Annotated in this window: 21 protein-coding genes; 11 read left to right on the top strand and 10 right to left on the bottom strand. The window is 56.8% G+C overall.

What is annotated here, in order from left to right:
* Positions 1-39 precede the first annotated feature (39 nt).
* Entirely contained in the window at positions 40-297 is a 258-nt protein-coding gene (gene bhsA / locus ACR8BF_RS09410) for a multiple stress resistance protein BhsA (protein ID WP_179895717.1), read from the top strand.
* Positions 298-375: 78 nt separating this feature from the next.
* On the opposite strand, the gene ACR8BF_RS09415 is transcribed toward bhsA, so the two are convergent.
* The 3 genes from ACR8BF_RS09415 to ACR8BF_RS09425 all read right to left on the bottom strand — a co-directional run bounded on the left by ACR8BF_RS09415 (position 376) and on the right by ACR8BF_RS09425 (position 3,525).
* The gene (locus ACR8BF_RS09415) at positions 376-1,560 is read right to left on the bottom strand and encodes a sugar transporter (RefSeq protein WP_179895718.1); all 1,185 of its coding nucleotides are present in this window, start codon (positions 1,558-1,560) and stop codon (positions 376-378) included.
* A gap of 295 nt (positions 1,561-1,855) precedes the next feature.
* Positions 1,856-2,116, bottom strand: coding sequence for a hypothetical protein (locus ACR8BF_RS09420; protein WP_179895719.1), 261 nt, complete (start codon positions 2,114-2,116; stop codon positions 1,856-1,858).
* Positions 2,117-2,274: 158 nt separating this feature from the next.
* Positions 2,275-3,525: an MFS transporter gene (locus ACR8BF_RS09425; protein WP_314983953.1), complete on the bottom strand. Its 1,251-nt coding sequence runs from the start codon at positions 3,523-3,525 to the stop codon at positions 2,275-2,277.
* A 95-nt stretch (positions 3,526-3,620) separates the two neighbouring features.
* Between ACR8BF_RS09425 and ACR8BF_RS09430 the strand changes: the two genes are divergently transcribed.
* From ACR8BF_RS09430 to ACR8BF_RS09445, 4 genes are all read left to right on the top strand, one after another.
* The gene (locus tag ACR8BF_RS09430; RefSeq protein ID WP_179895721.1) at positions 3,621-4,514 is read left to right on the top strand and encodes a LysR family transcriptional regulator; all 894 of its coding nucleotides are present in this window, start codon (positions 3,621-3,623) and stop codon (positions 4,512-4,514) included.
* Between the two features lie 130 nt (positions 4,515-4,644).
* Positions 4,645-5,862 carry a sugar metabolism global transcriptional regulator Mlc gene (mlc, locus tag ACR8BF_RS09435; RefSeq protein WP_179895722.1) on the top strand — a complete coding sequence of 406 codons (1,218 nt, stop codon included), beginning with the start codon at positions 4,645-4,647 and terminating at the stop codon, positions 5,860-5,862.
* Between the two features lie 113 nt (positions 5,863-5,975).
* The gene (bioD, locus tag ACR8BF_RS09440) at positions 5,976-6,674 is read left to right on the top strand and encodes a dethiobiotin synthase (RefSeq protein WP_434744829.1); all 699 of its coding nucleotides are present in this window, start codon (positions 5,976-5,978) and stop codon (positions 6,672-6,674) included.
* A gap of 180 nt (positions 6,675-6,854) precedes the next feature.
* On the top strand, positions 6,855-8,231 hold the full coding sequence (locus ACR8BF_RS09445) for a nucleobase:cation symporter-2 family protein (protein WP_434744830.1): 1,377 nt from the start codon (positions 6,855-6,857) through the stop codon (positions 8,229-8,231).
* Positions 8,232-8,475: 244 nt separating this feature from the next.
* Here the strand turns inward: ACR8BF_RS09445 and osmV are convergent, their stop codons facing one another.
* From osmV to osmY, 4 genes are read right to left on the bottom strand one after another with little or no spacing between them, the layout of a single operon-like run.
* The gene (gene osmV / locus ACR8BF_RS09450) at positions 8,476-9,612 is read right to left on the bottom strand and encodes an osmoprotectant ABC transporter ATP-binding protein OsmV (protein ID WP_292992426.1); all 1,137 of its coding nucleotides are present in this window, start codon (positions 9,610-9,612) and stop codon (positions 8,476-8,478) included.
* Complete coding sequence (gene osmW / locus ACR8BF_RS09455; RefSeq protein ID WP_003853661.1) at positions 9,612-10,259, bottom strand: osmoprotectant ABC transporter permease OsmW; 648 nt, start codon at positions 10,257-10,259, stop codon at positions 9,612-9,614. The genes osmV and osmW overlap by 1 nt, the downstream gene beginning before the upstream one ends.
* Before the next feature lie 9 nt (positions 10,260-10,268).
* On the bottom strand, positions 10,269-11,180 hold the full coding sequence (locus ACR8BF_RS09460; protein WP_179895726.1) for a glycine betaine ABC transporter substrate-binding protein: 912 nt from the start codon (positions 11,178-11,180) through the stop codon (positions 10,269-10,271).
* Between the two features lie 17 nt (positions 11,181-11,197).
* Positions 11,198-11,914: an osmoprotectant ABC transporter permease OsmY gene (gene osmY / locus ACR8BF_RS09465; RefSeq protein ID WP_136197944.1), complete on the bottom strand. Its 717-nt coding sequence runs from the start codon at positions 11,912-11,914 to the stop codon at positions 11,198-11,200.
* A gap of 391 nt (positions 11,915-12,305) precedes the next feature.
* Here osmY and ACR8BF_RS09470 point away from each other — a divergent pair, with 391 nt between their 5' ends.
* The gene (locus ACR8BF_RS09470; RefSeq protein WP_314983944.1) at positions 12,306-13,772 is read left to right on the top strand and encodes an MDR family MFS transporter; all 1,467 of its coding nucleotides are present in this window, start codon (positions 12,306-12,308) and stop codon (positions 13,770-13,772) included.
* Between the two features lie 39 nt (positions 13,773-13,811).
* Here ACR8BF_RS09470 and ACR8BF_RS09475 read toward each other — a convergent pair whose 3' ends face one another.
* Positions 13,812-14,108, bottom strand: a complete 297-nt coding sequence (locus tag ACR8BF_RS09475) for a DUF1161 domain-containing protein (RefSeq protein ID WP_434744831.1) — start codon at positions 14,106-14,108, stop codon at positions 13,812-13,814.
* A gap of 45 nt (positions 14,109-14,153) precedes the next feature.
* Entirely contained in the window at positions 14,154-14,477 is a 324-nt protein-coding gene (locus ACR8BF_RS09480; RefSeq protein WP_179895729.1) for a DUF1283 family protein, read from the bottom strand.
* Between the two features lie 290 nt (positions 14,478-14,767).
* Here ACR8BF_RS09480 and ACR8BF_RS09485 point away from each other — a divergent pair, with 290 nt between their 5' ends.
* Positions 14,768-15,097 carry a YnfA family protein gene (locus tag ACR8BF_RS09485; RefSeq protein ID WP_314983940.1) on the top strand — a complete coding sequence of 110 codons (330 nt, stop codon included), beginning with the start codon at positions 14,768-14,770 and terminating at the stop codon, positions 15,095-15,097.
* Between the two features lie 31 nt (positions 15,098-15,128).
* Here ACR8BF_RS09485 and ydfG read toward each other — a convergent pair whose 3' ends face one another.
* Positions 15,129-15,875 (bottom strand): bifunctional NADP-dependent 3-hydroxy acid dehydrogenase/3-hydroxypropionate dehydrogenase YdfG, encoded by a 747-nt coding sequence (gene ydfG, locus ACR8BF_RS09490; RefSeq protein ID WP_292992433.1) that lies wholly within the window; start codon positions 15,873-15,875, stop codon positions 15,129-15,131.
* 400 nt (positions 15,876-16,275) lie between these two features.
* Here ydfG and guaD point away from each other — a divergent pair, with 400 nt between their 5' ends.
* The 4 genes from guaD to xdhC are packed head-to-tail and all read left to right on the top strand — an operon-like array spanning position 16,276 to position 22,162.
* Positions 16,276-17,604: a guanine deaminase gene (gene guaD / locus ACR8BF_RS09495; RefSeq protein ID WP_434744832.1), complete on the top strand. Its 1,329-nt coding sequence runs from the start codon at positions 16,276-16,278 to the stop codon at positions 17,602-17,604.
* Positions 17,601-19,043, top strand: a complete 1,443-nt coding sequence (gene xdhA, locus ACR8BF_RS09500) for a xanthine dehydrogenase small subunit (protein ID WP_434744833.1) — start codon at positions 17,601-17,603, stop codon at positions 19,041-19,043. The genes guaD and xdhA overlap by 4 nt, the downstream gene beginning before the upstream one ends.
* Positions 19,033-21,399 (top strand): xanthine dehydrogenase molybdopterin binding subunit, encoded by a 2,367-nt coding sequence (gene xdhB / locus ACR8BF_RS09505; protein ID WP_434744834.1) that lies wholly within the window; start codon positions 19,033-19,035, stop codon positions 21,397-21,399. The genes xdhA and xdhB overlap by 11 nt, the downstream gene beginning before the upstream one ends.
* Positions 21,386-22,162 carry a xanthine dehydrogenase accessory protein XdhC gene (gene xdhC / locus ACR8BF_RS09510; RefSeq protein ID WP_434744835.1) on the top strand — a complete coding sequence of 259 codons (777 nt, stop codon included), beginning with the start codon at positions 21,386-21,388 and terminating at the stop codon, positions 22,160-22,162. Before xdhB ends, xdhC begins: the two co-directional genes overlap by 14 nt.
* The last annotated feature ends 46 nt before the right edge of the window (positions 22,163-22,208 follow it).

Genomic DNA, 22,208 nt, shown 5'->3' on the forward strand with positions numbered 1-22,208 from the left:
TTGTATTTTTTCAACAGATTAAGTGAGAAGGGGTTCGTTATGAAACGTATCAACATGATAGTGGCTGCTACTTTACTTAGCGGCCTCTCATTTGCCAGTGTGGCGGCACAGCAGGTCAGCAGTACACCACTGGATCAGCAAAAAATCGGCGTCATTAGCGCAACGGGCAGTACTAATCTGACTTCGCTGGAGCAGCAACTGTCAGAAAAGGCCAGCGATGTCGGGGCAAAGTCTTTCCGCATCACTTCGACCTCTGGCAGCAACAACCTGCATGGCACAGCCGTTCTGTATAAGTAAAAGCACGATAAATATTCATAAACAGGCTTCAGATAAACCGACTTATCTGAAGCCTTTTTTTATTCTTCAGTCACAGCCTTATCCGTTGCTCCGCAACTGGGGATAGCGACGGAAGATGTAAACACACCAGAGTAACGCCACCAGACCAATCATCCCGCCGACGTTCCCGACTTCCGCCATGCTCAGATGCAGACTGACCTGATTGCCCAGCAGCGCGCCCGCGCCAATACCGATATTGTAAATGCCGGACATCAGCGACATCGCCACATCTGTGGCATCCGGTGCCAGCGATAACACCCGCACCTGCATTCCCAGTCCGATCATCATCATCGCCATGCCCCAGACAACGCACAGCGTTGAAATAGCGGCAGGTCGGACGGCAGCAAAAATCAGTAATCCCATGCACAACGTGATCAATGCAATGGCAGCTATTAGCAGCCCGGAGGGGAATTTATTGCCGAGGGTACTGAACAGCACGCTGCCCACAATACCGGCTGAGCCAAACAGCAGCAGCAGCAGGGTCGTGAAGTTGCCACTGGAATGGGCGACGTTCTGCATGAACGGTTCGATATAGCTGTAAGCGGTGTAATGCGCGGTCACCACCAGCGTCACCAGCAAATACATGCTGACCAGCGCAGGACGGCGAAACAGCATCGGCACACTGCTCAGCGAGCCGGTATGCTCACTCGGCAGACGCGGCAGGATCCGCACCAGCATAATCATCAGCACCAGCGCCGAAAGGCCAATCGCGCCGAAGGTGGTACGCCAGCCCAGATACTGACCGACTACGCGACCAATCGGCACACCCAGCACCATCGCCAGCGCGGTACCCGTCGCCAGCATACTCAGTGCCTGCGTTTTCTTACCGGCTGGTGCAACGCGAATCGCCAGGGAGGCGGTGATCGACCAGAACACCGCGTGAGACAGGGCGATGCCTACGCGGGACACCATCAGCGACCGGAAATCCCAGGCTACGGTTGAAAGGACATGGCTGACGATAAAGATCAGGAACAGCACGCCCAGCAACAGTCGTCGCTCAATATTACGGGTCAGCAGCATCAGCGGCAGTGAGAGTAGTGCGACCACCCAGGCGTAGATGGTCAGCATGATCCCGACATCCGCCGTTGGCATGGAAAAGTCCGCCGCGATATCGGATAGCAGGCCAACCGGCACAAATTCGGTGGTATTGAACACAAAGGCAGCGATAGCCAGCAATACCACGCGTAGCCAGGCAGTTTTACGTGAAACAGTTGTTGATTGCATGAGGAGTCAAGTCAGTCAGAAAAGCGAATTTGGATGTGGCAGAAACACCCAGCGAAAGTGACCTGCGTCACAAATTAACCGCTATTGTAGTAAATAAACCGGGAAGAGAAAGCTTATAAACGTCTTTTAATGCTGAATTTTTTTATCACCTGATTACAGCGCGATAGGCAGAGGTTATTGATCGCGATGATATGCAGGATTGATTTGCAGCAGGGATGTGTCTTTAAGCAGAAAGTATTGAGACTATTGAGACAGCGCAGCGGGAAGCGTTTTACCACTGGGCTGTCCGATGGGATTAACGCGAAGGCGGGGTGTGCTTCAGGGCCACACTGAGCTGAGCGGCCTGCTGTTCGGTGTTATTGAGCGGACAACAGTTTTCACAACCGATTGCACCCGCATAATATTTTTTCGCCTGCAAAATGGCGGCGTTCACGTGGTAAAAACTACCCAGAAACAGCCTGTTATCTATGTCCGGAAGATGGGAGCAACCCGCCGCATGAACAACATGATTATCGTTATATCCCGATTGTTTATTGACGTAATAGTAGAGAGCCACAGGCGTTCCTTGTTGCCGTGTTAAAAGGCAAAGCAGATGAATTATTACAATAAAAAGAATTATAGCGGGAAACAGGCGCTTTGTTTGTTGTGGATCTGAATGAAGCGTTCAGCATGATGCGCCGCCAGGCCCGCTGAGGCCTGGCGAAAGAGGGGGTGTCAGAGTTTTTTACTGTGCAGACGCCACGCTACGGCCAGCGCCAGAATCAACAGGAAGCTGATAAACAGCGTAATCCCGCGCCAGCCAAAGTTATGCCAGAACACCCCGCCCAGCGTGCCCGCTACGCTGGAACCCACGTAGTAGCTGAACAGATAGAGTGAAGAGGCCTGTCCGCGAGCACGGCGAGCACGCGGACCAATCCAGCCGCTGGCAACCGCATGAGCAGCAAAAAAACCGGCGGTGAACAGCATCATCCCCGGCAGGATCAGCCAGAGGGAGTTAAAGGCTGTAGCCAGCAAGCCCAGCAGCATGATGGCGGTTGCGCCCAGCATTACCGGTCCACGCCCCAGCCGGCTGGTCAGCGCGCCTGCTTTAGGCGAACTCCAGGAGCCCGTCAGGTAGACAACCGATAACAACCCTACCACCGCCTGACTGAGATGCCAGGGCGCGTCCAGTAAGCGATAGCCAATGTAGTTGAACAGGGTGACGAAGGCGCCCATCAGCAGGAAGCCTTCGGCAAACAGCCACGGCAGGCCCGGATCGCGCCAGTGCAGCCGGAAGTTAATCAACAGATTACGAGGACGCAGCGTAATGGGCCTGAAATGACGCGATGCTGGCAGGATCTTCCAGAACATCAGCGCGGAGGCCAGCGAAAAACAGCCAATCACCGCCACGGCGATCCGCCATGAGAAGAGGTCGGTCAGGACGCCGCTCAGCAGACGCCCGCTCATTCCGCCTATGGAGTTACCGCTGATATACAGCCCCATCGAAAAGGCGACGACTCGCGCATCCATCTCTTCACTAAGATAGGTCATGCCCACCGCCGCAACGCCGCTGAGCGACAGGCCCATCAGCCCACGCATGATCAGAATGCCGTGCCAGCTGGTCATCGTAGCCGAGAGGAGTGTACAGATAGCGGCGAGCATCAGGGCGGTCACCATCACCGATTTACGCCCGATGGCATCAGAGAGCGGACCGGTAACCAGCAGGCCCAGCGCCATCAGGCCGGTAGAAATGGAGAGCGACAGGCTGCTGGTCGCCGGAGAGACACCAAACTGCTGTGACAGCACCGGCAGAATGGGCTGCACACAGTAGAGCAGGGCAAAGGTTGCCAGTCCGGCGGAGAAAAGGGCCAGCGTCACACGCATAAATTTGGGCGTTCCCCGGCGGATATAACCTGAAGCGGCAGTGGACTCTGGCGCAGCAGGCACCGCTTCATCATCCACTGTTGCCTGAATTGAGCGACTCACACATCTTCCTCTATGTCAGAAAACCTGTCGTCAGCTTAGGAAAGCGGCATTATGATGTCTAATATATTAATAATCTCAAATGAGATGTTTAACATATGAATATCGAGCTGCGTCATCTTCGCTACTTTGTGGCGGTCGCCGAAGAGTTGCATTTCGGGCGGGCAGCCCAGCGCCTGAATATCTCTCAGCCCCCGCTCAGCCAGCAGATTATTCAACTGGAAGCGGAAACCGGCGCAAAGCTGTTTAATCGCAACAACCGCAGCGTGCAACTTACCGCTGCCGGGCATCAGTTGCTGAGCGATTCCCGCGCGATTCTGTTGCAGGTTGAGCAGGCCGCCGATCGCGCTGCCCGTTTGCACCGGGGCGAAGAGGGAGAGCTGCGGATCGGCTTTACCTCGTCTGCTCCGTTTACCGCCGTGGTTTCCGATGCGCTGTTCCGCTTTCGTCAGCGCTGGCCGCAGGTGCATATTCATATGCAGGAGATCAACACCCGCCAGCAACTGGCACCGTTGCACGATGGTCGGCTTGATCTCGGCGTAATGCGCAACACGCCGCTGCCAGCCGATCTGCGGCATCAACTACTATTGAGCGAGCCGCTCTATGCCGTGGTGCATAAGGCGCATCCGCTGGCTGACGCCGACAAAATCTCTGTAACTGCCCTGGCATCTGAACCCTTTGTCTTTTTCGATCCTCAGGGCGGAACCGCGCTCTACAGCGATATTCTGGCGCTGCTGCACCGCTATCACATAAAGCCCTACATCACCCAGGAAGTGGGTGAGGCGATGACCATCCTTGGGCTGGTGGCAACCGGTCTGGGCGTTTCTATTCTGCCTGCCTCATTTCGGCGTGCACGGCTGGCCGATCTGGTCTGGTTGCCATTAATGGAAGAGGATGCCATTTCAGAGTTGTGGCTGGTCTGGTCAGCCGGACGCGAGATGAATGCCCAGATGGAGAACATGATGGCGTTGTTGCGGGAAAATCGGCCCTGAAGCGCCCGTCTCAGCGCATCAATATGTGCGATAAATCACATTTCTAATCAAATATTTGACGCTGTCGCCTGATCTGCCTCACCATGGCGCATGTTTATTTAGAAGCGCGAAAATAACCGGGAGCAGGGTTGTGAATCCGGACAGTCAACCTGGCCACATTGACCAGATCAAGCAGACCAATGCAGGTGTCGTTTATCGATTAATTGACCGTCACGGTCCCATTTCGCGTATCGAACTTTCCCGTCGTGCCCAGCTCGCCCCGGCCAGCATCACCAAAATTGTGCGTGAAATGCTGGACGCGCATCTGGTACAGGAGACTGAATATCAGGATCCCGGCAGTCGTGGCCGTCCGGCGATTGGCCTGATACTGGATACCGACGCCTGGCACTATCTGGCGATCCGCCTGCACCGCGGCGCGATGACCTTTACGCTGCGCGATCTCAGCAGTCGGTCGCTGGTTGAAGACAGCCTGCCGCTGCCTGATGAATCTGCGCAGCCGCTACTCACTGCACTGATTGAACAGGTTGATGCCTTTTTTATCCGTCATCAAAAGAAGCTGGAACGCCTTACGGCGATTGCTATCACTCTGCCTGGGCTGATTAACGCCGCCTCCGGCGTGGTGCATCGTTTGCCGGGTTATGAAGTGCGCGATATGCCGCTGGGCGATACACTGGCGGCGCGAACCGGCTTACCGGTGTTTGTACAGCACGACATTTCAGCCTGGACGCTGGCGGAGTCGCTGTTTGGTGCCTCACGCGGTGCCCAGGATGTGATTCAGATTGTCATTGATGAAACCGTGGGCGCTGGTGTCATCAGTGGCGGTCAGCTGCTGCATAAAAGTGGCAGGGCGCTGGTCGAAATCGGCCATACCCAGATCGACCCTTACGGTCAGCAATGCTACTGCGGAAATCATGGTTGTCTGGAGACGGTCGCCAGCACCGGCAGCCTGCTGGCGCTTGCGGCACAGCGTCTGCCTGCCCAGCCCGACAGCCTGCTCAACAATCAGCCCCTGACGCTGGCGTCACTGTGCGTGGCCGCGCAGTCCGGCGATCGCCTGGCGCGCGACACCATCGCCAGCGTCGGTCATCACGTTGGACGGATTCTGGCGATGATGGTCAATATCTTCAATCCACAACACATTCTTATCGGTTCCCCTCTTAATGCCGCCGCTGATGTGCTCTTTCCTGCTGTGAGCAATACCATTCTGCAGCAGTCACTCCCTGCCTACAGCGCGAGTATCCAGCTGGCACCCACTGAATTTAGCGAGCCGGGAACGCTGGGGGGGGCCGCGCTGATCAAAGACGCGCTGTATAACGGACATCTGTTAGTGAAACTGTTGCAAGGTTAAGCAGACCTGAACTTGCGCTAACGCAATCCGCTCACATTCTCCATTCTTTAAAATGCCGGTTCGCAGCAAGGTTAATCACCGATTAACCGCGACGGTTTGAGAGGAGAAGTTGAGTGAACAGACTATTTGTTACCGGCACCGATACCGCAGTGGGCAAAACGGTGGTGTCACGCGCCCTGTTACAAAGTTTTATTCAGACTGGATGCAGTGCCGCCGGCTACAAGCCCGTTGCGCGCTGTGCGGTCAAAACCGCTGATGGCCTGCGTAACAAAGATGCACAGGTTCTGCAAAGCGCTTCCTCTGTCGATCTGGCCTATGAGGCGATCAACCCGCTGGTCTTTCAGGAGGAGGAGATCTGCACCCATCCGGGCCAGAATATCGATTATGGCTTGCTGACCCGTGGCTTAACCAGCCTGGTGCAGCAGGTCGATCGCGTGGTAGTGGAGGGAACGGGTGGCTGGCGCAGCCTGATGAACGACGGACGCCCGCTCTCATGCTGGGTTGTTGAGCAGCAACTGCCGGTGGTGCTGGTGGTTGGCATCCAGTCAGGCTGTATCAGTCACGCTCTGCTCACAGTAGAGGCGATAGCACGGGATGGGCTGCCGCTGGTCGGCTGGGTAGCGAATCGCATCAATCCGGGCCTGGCACAATACAGCGACATTATTGAAATTCTGCAAGAAAAAATCGGGGCGCCGCTGCTGGGTGAATTGCCTTATCTGCCGCGTGCAGAGCAGCGCGATCTCACGCCTTACATCGATATTTCCCTGCTGGAGCCTGACACGCTGCACGCTGCGAGTGCAAAGATCGCCTGAATATGAAACAAACCAAGTCATCCAGGTCGGTGGTGAGTCTAAAGTTTCAGGCTGACCACTGGCTCTCTTTAAAAATTTCCACTTAACATTTAATAACCTGGCCTGCATCACACGAAAAGGTGACGTCATGGCGCAGAAAATGCATTAACTCCGCTTATCACACAGAGCCGGAGTACTTCCATGTCGCATTCGCACGAGAAAGGTTTGTTATATGGGCTCGAAGCCCGCATTGGTCCCGTCCCGGCATTTTTCGCCGCGCTGCAACATCTGCTCGCCAGTGTGGTGGGCATCATCACACCACCGCTGATCATTGGTTCAGTGCTGGGCCTGCAGGCCTGGCTTCCTTATCTGATCAGTATGTCGCTTTTTGTTTCCGGCTTAGGCACCTTTATGCAGGCCAGACGCTTTCATGGCATCGGGGCGGGGATGATCTGCCTGCAGGGAACCAGCTTCGCCTTTCTGGGCGTGATCCTGTCCGGTGGCCTCATGGTGAAAGGGCGCGGCGGTTCGCCGGAAGAGATTATGGCGATGCTGTTTGGCTGCAACCTGGTGGCGGCGCTGATTCCGGTACTGATCAGTCGCTGCGTCGGTTCGCTGCGCAACGTACTGACGCCGGTAGTGACCGGTACGGTGATCACCCTGATTGGCATCAGCCTGATTAAAGTCAGCATCACCGACTGGGCTGGCGGTCACAACGCGACCGATTTTGGCTCGCCGGAGAACCTGGCGCTGGGTGCGCTGACGCTGCTGGTGATTGTGGCCCTGAACCGTTCACGCAACCGCTGGGCGCGGCTGGTGGCAGTAGTGGCTGGCATCACGGTGGGATGTGTTGCGGCGGCCTTAACCGGCCATTTACAACTGCACGTCGCGCCGGAGAGCAACTGGCTGGTGCTGCCTGCCTTCTTCCGGTTTGGCTTCGCCTTTGACTGGACTATCTTTCTGCCGATTGCGCTGGTATCCGTCATCGCGGTGATTGAAGCGGTTGGCGATCTTACCGCCAACTGCCTGATTTCCCGGCAGCCGATCACGGGCCAGCCTTTTCAGCAGCGGCTGCAGGGCGGTATTGTCGCCGATGGCCTGAGTTGCGTGCTGGCCGCGGTCTTTTCCGCCTTTCCTAACACCACTTTCGCGCAGAACAATGGCGTGATTCAGATGACCGGGGTCGCCAGCCGTTATGTCGGTATGCTGCTGGGAATAATGCTGGCGTTGCTGGGACTCTTTCCGTTTACTGGGTCGCTGCTGCAGCAGATCCCGCCGTCAGTGCTGGGCGGGGCAACCATTGTGATGTTTGGCAGCGTGGTCGCGGCGGGTATCCGGGTGATGACTCAGACGCCGCTGGGCCGCCGAGAGATGCTGATTGTGGCGATCTCATTCGGGATTGGTCTGGGCGTGGAAGCGGTGCCGGAAGTGCTGAAGCAGTTCCCGCCGCTGATTAACAATTTGTTTGGTCATGCGGTGACGACTGGCGGGATTCTGGCGATCGTGCTCAATCTGGTGCTGCCAGACGAGGCACCTGCGTTGGAAGAGGTTGAGGCAGAAACGCTCACGGAGAGCTAAAAAGCAGAAGGGCCGATGTATCTCTCACAGACAACGCAGAAACTCAAAGCCATAGGAGCATAGGCCTGCAGCAAAGCATCACAGACTATCCGGTCTCGCCCGTTTCGCGCCGTCCTGGCGCGGGACGCTTTCCTCCTTTGACCGTGTTCCCTTCGCATTTATCTTTTGTGTTGCTGTCTGCTTTAGCCTGATGAGGGTTTCTCTGCGATTGAAAGGGCCACTGTGGCCCTTTTGTCTGGCTGGACTAGGGATTCAGACGACGACGGGTACGGCCTGAGCTGAGATAATCCGCAATATAATCCTGCGAAATCTCCCCACTGTAGCGACCGTCTTCATCGACAATCGGCATCCAGACCGTGTTGTGCTCATAGAGTTTTGACAGCACCACGCGAAGGTTCTCTTCGGCTTTACCGGTAACCTTAAAGGTATGCAGCTTCTCTTCACAACGGCCACTCACGTTACGCGCCTCACGACGTTTCACAAAGCCCAGCGGCTTGCCATCCTCATCGACCACGGTAATCGATCGCATATCGTTCTCATCCATGGTGCCAAAAGCTTCATCCAGTGGCGTCGAGCGGCGCACGGTGATAGTTGGCTGCTGATCGGTCACGTCACCCGCCTGCACCAGTAACAGACGCTTAAGCGTGCGGTCCTGGCCAACAAACGAACCAACAAAATCATTGGCCGGCGTGGCCAGCAGCTCATCCGGGCTGGCGCACTGCACGATCTTACCCTGGCCAAATACCGCGATGCGATCGCCCAGCTTCAGCGCCTCATCAATATCATGGCTCACCAGCATCACGGTCTTCTTTAACTGACGCTGCATGTCGAGAAACTCATTCTGGATCACTTCACGGTTAATCGGGTCGACGGCACCAAACGGCTCATCCATCAGCAGCACCGGTGGATCCGCAGCCAGGGCACGAATCACGCCGATACGCTGCTGCTGACCGCCGGACATCTCTCGCGGATAGCGATGCAGAAACTTAGTGGGGTCCAGTGCGACCATACTCATCAGCTCGGTGGCACGTTCACGGCACTGTTTCTTGTTCCAGCCCAGCATGCGTGGCACGACGGTAATGTTCTCCTCAATGGTCATGTTGGGAAACAGACCAATCTGCTGGATGACATAGCCAATATTGCGGCGCAGGGTGGTGGTGTCCTGGGTACTGGTATCTTCGCCATTAATCAGGATCCGGCCACTGGTGGCGGGAATCAGACGGTTAATCATCTTCAGCGTGGTGGTCTTACCGCAGCCCGATGGCCCCAGCAGTACGCACATCTCACCGGCTGGCACATGCAGGCTGACGTTATCGACGGCTTTATTCGTGGTGCCGTTTTTCTGAGTAAAGGTTTTCGTCAGGTTTTCCAGCGTAATCATTATCGAATCCCCTTTGGAGTGAGCGCCTGCTGTAAACGGTGCAGCAGCCAGTCAAGAAAAATAGCCAGCAGACAAATCATCAATGCCCCGGCAATTAACATACGAATATCACTGCCGCTGATACCATCCAGCAGCAGCTGGCCCAGGCCGCCCGCGCCAATCACGGCGGCAATCGCCATCACGCCAACGTTCATCACTACGGCAGTACGGATGCCGCCGAAAATCACCGGCAGCGCCATCGGGATTTCAACCCAGCGCAGACGCTGCCAGAAGGTCATGCCGATGCCCCGACCGGCTTCACGCAGACCGTCCGGCAGATTCTCCAGCGCGGTGTGGGTATTGCGCACAATCGGCAGCAGCGAGTAGAGGAACACGGCGGTAATCGCCGGCAGCGCGCCAATGCCCTGACCGATCAGCGAAAATACCGGAATCATCAGACCAAACAGCGCAATAGTAGGAATGGTCAGCACCACGGTGGCGATACCGAGAATTGGCGTTGCCAGCCATCTGACGCGCACGATCAGAATGCCAAGCGGCACACCAATCACAATGGCCAAACCGACTGCCACCAGCACCAGCCAGCTGTGCTGCCAGCTCAGGGTGAGCAGAGTGCTCCAGTTATCCATGATGTAGTGAAGGGTATCCACAGTGCCTCCTTACAGCATGTTTTTAGATTGAAGGAAATCACGCGCCACGTTTTCCGGTGACTCATGATCGATATCGACCCGCTTGTTCAGCTCTGTGATCGCCTCATCGGTGATCTGCGCAGAAAGCTGATTAAGCGCGGTATCCAGCCCCGGATGGCTCGCCAGCACATCCTGACGCACGACCGGCGTCACGTTGTAGCTTGGGAAGAAGTGTTTATCATCCTCCAGCACTTTCAGGTCGAAGCCCTTAACCCGTCCATCGGTGGTGTAGATCAGACCGGCATCGACGAATCCATCGCGAATGGCGTTGTAAACGAGACCCGGGTCCATCTGGCGTATCTGCGGACGATCCAGCGCCAGGTTATAGGTCTTCTGCAGCGGCTTCATACCATCGGAACGACCGGAGAACTCCAGGTCCAGACCAAGACGCCAGTTATGATCCGGGTCAGATTTACGCACCTGCTCAATCTTCGCAACCAGCTGCGACATCGTGCTGATACCTTCTTTTTCGGCCCGTGCACGGGTCATGGCAAAGGCATAGGTATTGTTCATCGGTGCCGGGTTAAGCCAGACCAGCCCGAGCTTTGCATCCAGCTTTTTCACCGTCTCATACGCCTGCTGTGAAGACATGGGCTGATTGATATGGTTAAAGATGATCAGTGACGTACCGGTATATTCCCAGACCATATCAATCTGCTTATTCAGCAGTGCATTACGACCAATGGTGGTGGCGATATTACGTTTAGGAACCACCTCAAAGCCTTTCTTCTGCAGCCACAGCACCGTCATCGCGGACAGAATATGCTGCTCGGTAAAACTTTTGGTTGCCATCACCAGCGGGGCGGCAGCCTGCGCCGTCTGGCTTAGCAGCAGCGTCGCAGTCAGCGCGACAACGCTTTTCTTAATCCACTTCGTTAGCATTACAAAGCTCCTTGTGGTCAGGCCGCAGCATGCGGACTCAGAAAGCGGCCCAGCGCGGCCAGCATCATATCCAGGACCAGCGCCACCAGTGCGGTGGCAACGGCGCCCAGAATCAGCGTCGGGAAGTCATTCAGATAGATACCCGGGAAGATCAGTTCACCAAAGCTGCTGGCACCAATCAGGAAGGCCAGTGGAGCGGTGCCGACGTTGATGGCGGTGGCGATGCGCACGCCGGCGAGGATCACTGGCATGGCATTGGGCAGTTCAACCTGACGCAGACGTTGCCATTTAGTCATGCCGATGCCGTTGGCGGCCTCAATCAGCGACGGAGGAACCGCACTCAGGCCGGAGAAGGTGTTGCGGACGATGGGCAGCAACGACGCCAGAAACAGCGCAATCAGCGCCGGACGATCGCCAATGCCGATTATTACCATCGCCAGTGCCAGCACCGCGAGCGGTGGCAGGGTGTTACCTACATTGAAAATCTGCATCACATATTCGGCCCAGCGACGCGCAAACGGGCGACTGAGCAGAATGCCGCTGGGAATACCGACCAGCAGAGCGAACAACATTGACCAGAAAACTAAGAAGAGGTGTTGCTGCCCGAGATAGAGCAGATCGACTTTACGTGCGACCAGCTGATCCCAGCCTAAGCCCCAGATCAGCACTGCGATCACCGCGACCACTGCAAGCAGTGCCAGACCGGCGCGTTGAGCCAGTGAAGCATTTTGCATAGGAGAATCTCCCTGATGACGATCTCAATTGTTATACGAACCCTAAGCAGTCTGACAGGAGCGACAAAAACTGCCACCGCACCCAAAACCGAAACTGCGATAAAATGTAGATAAAATGACTGTTTATCCACTCTTTTTCAGCGAATACCGAATAAGATAGGGTAATGCTATAACAGGCCTTTTTTGCACAAGCCAGCTTTTAAGCCATATATCAGGCAGATAGAAACAGGTTAAAATGGTGTTAAAGCCGCATAGCCGCTGGGCTAATGCGACAATAAAAAAAATTCATCGACTTTGGTGACACCGTCACAGATGGCGCAGAAGATGCGCACGCGCGGGAAACTGCTTTGGCTGTTTTTGCGCTAGCCTTGCAGATTAAAAAAGGAACCCTATGACTGAAAGCGCACAACTCCAGACCGGACATCGCCACTGGATCTTAATTGCCTGCATGCTGGCGATGTTTATGGCGGCCATTGAGGTCACCATTGTCGCCACCGCGATGCCCACCATCATTGCTGACCTCGGCGGTTTCTCACAGTTTGGCTGGGTCTTCTCCATTTATCTGCTGACTCAGGCGGTCAGCGTACCTCTTTATGGGCGGCTGGCGGATATGGTGGGGCGCAAAACAATGTTTTTTGTCGGGACCGCAATCTTCCTGGCGGGATCGGTGCTGTGTGGCTTTGCCCATACCATGACCTGGCTAATTCTTTTCCGGGCATTTCAGGGCCTGGGAGCAGGTGCAATCATGCCACTCAGCTCCACCATCGTGGCGGATATCTATTCGCCGCGCGAACGTGCCAGCGTGCAGGGCTGGCTCTCGAGCGTATGGGGTGTGGCAGCGATCGTCGGGCCGCTGACCGGTGCCTGGCTGGTGCAGCATTTTAGCTGGTCGGTGATTTTCTGGGTCAATCTGCCGATTGGCCTGATCAGCATGCTGATGCTGGCGCGCTGGCTACCGGCGCACCAGAGGGAGGAGAAATCGCAGCCGCTGAACCTGGCAGGCAGCGGCTGGCTTATGCTCTGCGTGACGGCCCTGCTGGTGGCGCTATTGCAGGCAGAACAGCTGGGCATCTGGCTGGTACCGTTCCTGATGTTCTCACTGTTCGCGGGCTGGCAGCTTAAGCGCCATGAGCAGCGTTCAGCGGCACCGCTGTTTCCACTGATCATCTGGCGCAGCCGGCTTATCGTGGCCGGTAATGCGGGCAATCTGATTATCGGGGCGGCCATGATGGGCATCAGCGCGTTTTTGCCCACCTGGATCCAGGGGATTCGCGGCGGCTCACCGTTACAGGCGGGCAGCGTGCTGGCGATGATGTCGATAGGGTGGCCGCTGGCCAGTACCCTGAGCGGCAGACTGATGCTGCACACCTCTTATCGTTTTACCGCCCAGCTCGGTGCGCTGTTGCTGGTCACCGGCAGTGCCTTGCTGCTGTTCTTACAGCCTGCAAGCTCTCTCTATCAGGCGGGCTTCACGGCGTTTCTGATTGGGACCGGTATGGGGATGACCAGCACCACGTTTCTGGTCTCTGTGCAGAACCAGGCGGACTACCAGATCCGCGGCATCTGTACCGCGTCAATCATGTTCAGCCGGATGATCGGCTCGGCAGTGGGGACGGCGATTATGGGCGCAGTGCTGAACCTTAACCTGCAATGGCGACTGCCACAGGTACAGGATCCGGTACAGCAGATTATGTCCGAACCCAGTCGTCAGCAGTTGCAACCGGAAACCCTGCAGCAGATGGTGGCTGCTATTGCGACATCACTGCACTGGGTGTTCGTCGTGGCACTGGTAATAGCACTGTTTGCGGTAGGTGTGGCGTGGATGATGCCGCGTCAGCGGCCGGAACAGGCGGACTAGCAGGCAGGGCGACAGAATGTCGCCCTGATTCGACTCTGACTATTGTGCAGGCGCGTCCTGCGAACTGCCGGCACTGGCGGGGACGCTGGCTTCATCGTCACGGCCTGTACGCTTATAAACAATCTTTTGTGTGTCGTTTTCACAATGTCCGACGACCTGACCGCCCGCCTGATCAACCTGATCGTTGGCGACGACGTCGAGACTAAAACCTGATTCAGGCACACCGTTCTGAATAATTTTCTGGCTGATATCGGCTTTCATCGACTCACAGGATGCCTGTGCCATCAGCGGCAGAGCTAAAAATGCCGCGCTTAACAAAACCCTCTGTAGCTTCATCACGTCTTCCTTATGTTAGTCGTCCGTCATTACTATAGCTCAAAATTACGGCGCGACCGGGCGACCTGAACGGCGATCCAGACAACGCAGGGTGTTTGGTTCCCAGTAAGCGTTGAGATTGAGGCTCTGCTCGCATTTGTCGCGGGTATCAAAGGCACGATCGGTCTTATCAAACTCTTTTTCGACGCGAGTGTTCACTTTATTACGCAGCATGCGCGTGTCATTCCATTGCTCTTTATCCTGGCGCGCCGCTTCGTTGCCCAGCGCGGTGCTGCCATCTTCAATGATCAGACGATTCGTGTTCGCAGTGGCAGTGAATGCCGCAGAGGAGAGCAGAACCAACAGCACGGCAGGGATCATTTTTTTCATCACAATATCCTTTAGTTAACGCAAAAACCGGCATCTGCGATGGCGGTTGCAGCGGGTACTTTACGAGCCTATCTATCCCATCAGGCGTCATTGTTGCAGTCAGTCCCGACGCGGACAGCGTGGAGAAACCACAGCGTACATGTCATACGTCAGGTACGTGAGGAGGGTGAGCACTGTCAGGGTCTGGACTGGCAAATAAAATAGCCTGATGGCATAGATTCTTAGTATATCATCGGTGTTTATTTGCCAACCAGCGGTGAGTCGTTTGTTTACGTTCAGGAGAGGTAAGGGTGCTAATTAAGACCGTCTTGTTGTTTTTTGTTACAGCACTGGCGGAGATTATCGGCTGCTTTCTGCCGTGGCTGTGGCTGAAAAAAGGCGGCTCAGTCTGGCTGGTATTGCCCGCTGCGGCCAGTCTGGCGCTGTTTGTCTGGCTGCTGACCCTGCATCCTGCCGCCAGCGGACGGGTTTATGCGGCCTATGGTGGCGTCTATGTGCTCACCGCGCTGCTCTGGTTACGGGTAGTGGATGGCGTAAAGTTAAGCGCATGGGACTGGAGTGGGGCACTGATCGCGTTCAGCGGCATGCTGATCATCGTTCTGGGCTGGGGACGCGGATAGCGCCAGCCAGGCGGGCTGGCGCTGCAGAGCGTTACGGCTTGTGGACTTTCAGGCCCGCCAGCGTCTGGCTGACCGGCATCATCTCAAGGCTGTTGATGTTGACATGCTTAGGCAGCATGGCGACCCACCAGACCGCCTCTGTCACATCTTCTGGCGTCAGTGCTTTAGCCCCTTCATAAACCTGACCCGCTTTATCATCGTCGCCTTTAAAACGCACGCTGGAAAACTCTGTGCCGCCCACCAGACCCGGCTCGATGTCGGTCACGCGCAGCGCGGTGCCGTGCAAATCGGTGCGCAGATTAAGGCTGAACTGTCGCACAAACGCTTTAGTGGCACCATAAACGTTGCCACCGGCATAAGGCCAGCTACCGGCAATCGAACCGATGTTGATGATATGACCCACATCACGCTCCACCATCTGTGGCAGCAGGGCGCGGGTCATGTAGACCAGGCCTTTGGTATTGGTGTCGATCATATTTTCCCAGTCTTCAACGTTGGCCTTGTGCGCAGGCTCAATGCCCAGCGCCAGACCGGCGTTGTTGACCAGCACATCGATATTGCGCCATTCCGCCGGTAACTGCGCCACGGCCTCTTCAATGGCGGCACGGTTACGTACATCCAGCTGCACGGTATACAGGTTTTCGCCCAGCTCATCCTTCAGCGCTTTCAATCGTTCGGCGCGGCGTCCGGTGGCGATCACTTTGTGACCATTTTCAATAAAGCGGCGGGTGATGCTTTCACCAAAACCGGCGGTCGCACCGGTGACAAAAATAATCATCTCACTGTTCCTTATGCCATTTTCAACGTTGATGGCTTCACCATAGCATTTCATTTCTGCTTCTGCGCGTGGAAAAGCGACCCGGCCTGTAAACGGATTTTACTTTGCTATCCGCTGCGCCTTTACGGGGCAGTCTGCACCTTAAAAGGGCAGCTGTGCGGGCAGCAGGCCATGCTCAAAATGTTCAATGAGCCCCATTTTAACTAGCAACCGTTTGCATGTGCTATGCAAACGGTTGCTAAGCTGTCAGGGGGCTAATTTCGTTGCGCAACACCTGGGATGGCCTTATTTATTGAAATATAAGGGATTTCTTTGATGGAGGTTCTGGCACGCAGGTTGCAAGGTGTTAAAGAGAGAATCATCTGCAGATATTAAATCGCGCTTTCAGAAAGGACAAAGCATGCTATCAGCAACCGACACGGCGATACGCGCCAGCTTCTTTGACTTCACTGGCGTGGCGGATCATCCCGACGACCTGGTCGGGCAGGCGCGCTATCTGGAGGATGGGGTGCTGCTGCTGCGTGATGGTCACGTGGCAGGGCTTGAGAGCTGGGAGAACAGTGAGGCGATGCTGTCGGGTCATCCGGTGACTGATCTGCGCGGCAAAGTGATCGTGCCAGGTTTTGTCGATACCCACATTCATTATCCGCAGACAGAGATGATTGGCGCATTTGGCGAACAGCTTCTGGAGTGGCTGAATCACTACACGTTTCCGGTCGAAGCGCAGTATCACTGCCCCGATCACGCTGCAAAAATGTCCGCCTTTTTCCTGCATCAGTTGCTCTCTAACGGCACCACCAGCGCGCTGGTGTTTGGCACCGTCCATCCGCAATCGGTGGAAGCGCTGTTCAGTGCGGCGGAAGCCCTGAACATGCGGCTGATCGCCGGTAAAGTGATGATGGATCGCAATGCGCCCGATAATCTTACTGAAACGCCGGAGCAGAGCTACCAGCAGACGCGGGCGCTGATTGAACGCTGGCACCAGCGTGGACGGCTGAGCTACGCCCTGACGCCGCGCTTTGCGCCGACCTCATCCCCGCAGCTGCTGGCAAAAGTACAGCAACTGCGTCAGGAGTTTCCCGATACCTGGCTGCACACCCATCTCAGCGAAAACCCACAGGAGGTCGCCTGGGTGAAAGCGCTGTTCCCGGAGCGCGAGGGCTATCTGGATGTTTATCATCATCATCAGCTGACCGGCCGACGCAGCGTCTTTGCGCACTGCCTGCACCTGGAAGAGAAAGAGTGGCAGTGTCTGCACGATACCGATTCTTCAATCGCTTTCTGTCCCACTTCAAACCTGTTTCTCGGCAGCGGCTTGTTTAACATTAAGCGCAGCTGGCAGCAGGGCGTGAAAGTGGGGATAGGCACCGATGTCGGTGCAGGCACCACCTTTAACATGCTGCAGACCCTGGGTGAAGCCTACAAGGTCGGTCAGCTGCAGCACTACCGGCTCAGTGCCGCCGAAGCCTTTTATCACGCCACGCTGGGCGGGGCGCGCGCGCTGGATCTCGACCATGCGATCGGGAATTTCAACATCGGCAAAGAGGCGGATTTTGTGGTACTCGACCCGGCGGTGTCTGCGCTGCAGCAGTTGCGCATCGGTAACAGCAAAGATATCTGGGAAAAATTATTTGTCTTAATGACACTGGGCGACGACCGCAATATTGCCCAGACCTGGGTCGGTGGTCGTCCGGTCTGGCAGCGCGATGCACAGGAGCAAGCGGCATGATCCAGTTTCTGTTAAACAACCAGCTGGTCAGCGAAACTGCGCTCGACCCGAATCTCACTGTACTTAACTATCTGCGCACCCGTCAGCATCGCCCTGGCACCAAAGAGGGGTGTGCTTCAGGTGACTGTGGCGCGTGCAGCGTCACTCTCGGCAAAGTCGTCGGGGGAGAAATGCAGTATGAAACGGTCAACAGCTGCCTGACGCTGGTCTCCGCGTTGCAGGGCAAACAGCTGATTACGGTCGAGGATCTGCGTCACGGCCGCGCACTGCATCCTGCGCAGCAGGCGATGGTCGACTGCCACGGCTCACAATGCGGATTCTGCACGCCAGGTTTTGTGATGTCGCTGTTCAGCCTGCAAAAAAATACAGCGGGCTGGGATCGTCATCAGGCGGAGACTGCACTGGCAGGCAACCTCTGCCGCTGCACCGGTTACCGGCCAATTATGGCTGCCGCCGAACAGCTTTGCTCGCAGCCGGTCACGGACCAGTTTGATCACAGCGCGGCTGCCACTGTGCAGCGGCTGGAAGCACTGGCCACCCTGGAGATGCAGGAGATAGGCGGCGAAGGTCGCCGCTGCTTCCTGCCGAAAACGCCGGCTCAGCTGGCGGCAATCTATCTGGCACATCCCGATGCGAAGCTGATTGCCGGTGGCACCGATCTCAGCCTGCAGATTACTCAGCAGCATAAGCGAATCCCGCTGCTGATTGCGCTGGAGCAGGTTGCCGCGCTGAAAGTCTGCAGCGAATTTGACGACCACTACCTGCTGGGCGCAGGCGCATCACTCCAGCAGGTCAGCGAGTTTCTTGCCAGCCGGATTGCCGGCGTCAGCGAGATGCTGCAGCGTTTTGCCTCGCTGCAAATCCGCCTGCAGGGCACACTCGGCGGTAACATTGGCAACGCCTCACCGATAGGGGATGCCTCGCCGGTACTGCTGGCCCTGAATGCCAGCCTGTTGTTACAGCGCGGTGAGCAGCAGCGCAGCCTGCCGCTGGACCAGTTCTTTACCGGCTATCGCCAGACGCAGCTGGAAAAAGGGGAGTTTATACGCGCCATTCGCATTGATAAGGTGACAGTGTCACCTGATTTTGTCGCCTGGAAAGTTTCCAAACGGCTGGATGATGATATCTCTGCCGTGTTCGCCGCATTTAATGTGCAAATTGAACAGGGCGTGGTGAGTTCTGCCCGCATTGCCTTTGGCGGCATGGCAGCGACACCGCAGCGTGCCCGTCACTGTGAACAGGCACTCATCGGTCAACCGCTGAATGCCGTGACGGTGTCACGTGCAGCCACGGCGCTGGCAGAGGACTTCCAGCCGCTTTCCGATTTCCGCGCCAGCAGTGACTACCGCCTTCAGGTGGCGCGAAACCTGCTGCGCCGCTACTGGCATCGCCACAACGGCGAAATCACCTGCCTTGAGGTCTCCCGCTATGTCTCATAATCGTCCTGAACTCAACGAAGCCGTGATCAAGGCGCAGTATGCCGCAGAATTACAGAGTGGCGTGGGTCGCAGTCACCGTCATGAAAGTGCGGAAAAACATGTCTCCGGCGAAGCGCGTTTTATTGACGACAAGCCAGAGCTGCCGGGTCTGCTGCATCTTTGTCCGCGTCTGAGCGAGCACGCGCATGCGCGCATCCTGGGTATAGACGTGCAGCCGTGCTACGCGATTCCTGGCGTCGTGAGCGTCCTGACCTGGCAGGATGTGCCGGGCATCAATGATGTTGGACCGCTGGAGCCAGGCGATCCGCTGCTGGCCCATGACAAAGTGGAATATCTGGGACAGATCGTGATCGCAGTGGCGGCGGAATCCCCTGACGCTGCGCGTCTGGGCGCAGCCGCGGCGGTGATTGAGTACGACGTGCTGGAACCGCTGCTGGATGTGGAGCAGGCGCTGGCGCAGGGCAGCTTTGTACAGGAACCCCACGTCCATCAGCGCGGTGACGTGGAAGCAGCGCTGGCGCGCGCGCCGCATCGGGTCAGCGGGTCGTTTCACATTGGCGGCCAGGAGCATTTCTATCTGGAAACCCAGACGGCAATGGTCATTCCGGGCGAAGATCAGCAGCTGCAGGTTTTCTCCTCAACCCAGAACCCTACTGAAGTGCAGAAGCTGGTGGCGGAAGTGATGGGCATCAGCCTGAATCAGGTGACGATTGATATGCGCCGGATGGGCGGTGGATTTGGCGGCAAAGAGACGCAGGCGGCCGGTGTGGCCTGTCTCTGCGCTATCGTGGCGCGTCAGACCGGCCGGGCGGCGAAGATGCGGCTCTCACGCCGCGACGATATGCGCGTTACCGGTAAACGCCATCCGTTCTTTGTGCGCTACGACGCAGGCGTTGAAGAGGATGGTCGTCTGTGTGGCATCAAAATCGATCTGGCTGGAAACTGCGGTTATTCGCTGGATCTTAGCGGATCCATTGTCGATCGTGCCATGTTTCACGCCGATAACGCCTATTACCTCGGTGATGCATTAGTTACGGGTTATCGCTGCCGTACCAACACCGCCTCAAACACCGCCTATCGCGGCTTTGGCGGACCGCAGGGTATGGTGGCGATCGAACAGATCATGGATCACATCGCCCGCCACCGTGGGCTGGACCCGCTGGCGCTGCGTAAGCGTAACTACTATGGCAAGCAGGATCGCAACATTACCCATTACCACCAGCAGGTCGAGGACAATCTGCTGGATGAAATCACCGAACAGCTGGAGCAGAGCAGCGACTATCAGGCACGTCGCGCGGAAATCACGGCGTTCAACGCCCGCAGTCCGCTGCTGAAACGTGGTCTGGCGCTGACGCCGGTAAAATTCGGCATCTCTTTTACCTCCAGCTTCCTCAATCAGGCGGGTGCGCTGATCCTGATTTACACCGATGGCACGGTACAGCTGAATCATGGCGGTACTGAGATGGGCCAGGGGCTGAACACCAAGGTGATTCAGATTGTCGCCGAAGTGCTGCAGATTGAGACCGATAAAATCCAGATCACCCCCACCGACACCGGTAAAGTGCCTAATACCTCGCCGACAGCGGCCTCCAGCGGCGCTGACCTTAACGGTAAGGCGGCGCAGAATGCGGCTGAAATCCTGCGCGACCGCATGACCGCCATGCTTTGCGAACTGCATCACTGCGACGCGGCAACGGTGAGCTTCCGCAACGGCGTGGTTCGTGCCGGAGATAAACATTACACCTTCGCCGAAGTGGCGAAACTGGCCTGGCTGAATCAGGTGCCGCTCTCCGCCACCGGCTACTACCGCGTGCCGGGTATTCATTACGACCGGGTGGCCGGGCGTGGCACGCCATTCTATTACTACGCCTATGGTGCGGCCTGCTGCGAGGTGGTGATCGACACCTTAACCGGTGAGTCCCGCCTGCTGCGTGCCGACATCCTGCATGACGTCGGGGCCTCGCTGAACCCGGCCATCGACATTGGCCAGGTCGAAGGCGGCTTCGTTCAGGGCGTTGGCTGGCTCACCTGCGAAGAGCTGGTGTGGAGTGATAAAGGCCAGTTGCTGACTGATGGTCCGGCGAGCTACAAAATTCCCGCCATCAGCGACATGCCGGCGGACCTGCGGGTGACGCTGGTAGAGAACCGCAAAAACCCGAAAGATACGGTGTTCCACTCCAAGGCCGTCGGTGAACCGCCGTTTATGCTGGGTATCGCCGCCTGGTGCGCACTGCAGGATGCGGTCGCCAGCGTGGCCGATTACCGGCAGCATCCGTTGCTGGATGCGCCCGCCACGCCGGAGCGCATCTTCTGGGGCGTGCAGCGCCTGACGGGAGCCATTGATGATCTACCATGACTGGATCGGCGTGCTGCATCAGTTACGTGAAAAACGCCAAAGCTGTGTATTAATCACTGTGCTGAGTGAGCACGGTTCGGTGCCACGTGACAGCGGCAGCAAAATGGTCGTCACCCGGCAGGAGAGCTTTCTCACTATCGGAGGGGGTCATCTGGAGTTTGCGTGTATCGCTCAGGCACGGGCAATGCTGCAGAGCGGGGCGACCGCACCACACACCGAGGATTTCAGTCTTGGCGCGCGGCTCGGACAGTGCTGTGGCGGTAAAACCACGCTGCTGTTTGAGCCACTGCTGCAGGCGCAGCCGGAAATCTACCTGTTTGGCGCGGGCCACGTCGGACAGGCGCTGGTGAACCTGCTGGCAACGTTACCCTGTCACATAAACTGGATCGACACCCGTCCAGGGCAGTTCAGCCACGTTCCCGCGGGCGTGGTCACCTGGCAGCCGGAGGACCCGGTCGACTGCGTGGCGCAGGCGCCTGTGGGCAGCTATTTCATCATCATGACCCATCATCATCCGCTCGACTTTGAGCTGTGCGAAGCGGTACTGAAACGCAGCGATTTTCGCTATGCCGGGTTGATCGGTTCAGAGACCAAAAACCAGCGTTTCCGCTACCGGCTGGCAGGCAAGGGTGTGGCGGACGAACCGCTGGCGCGCCTGCGCTGTCCGATTGGCCTGCCGGACGTCAAAGGCAAGCTGCCCGCTGAGATTGCGGTGGCGATTGCCGGTGAAATTATCAGCGTTTATCAACAGCAAATCGCCTGAGTTGTGACCTGCGCGGCAACCTGTCAGGATAAGACTTTGCGATGCC

The sequence above is a fragment of the Candidatus Pantoea rara genome (assembly GCF_051136265.1).
GTDB lineage: Bacteria > Pseudomonadota > Gammaproteobacteria > Enterobacterales > Enterobacteriaceae > Pantoea > Pantoea rara.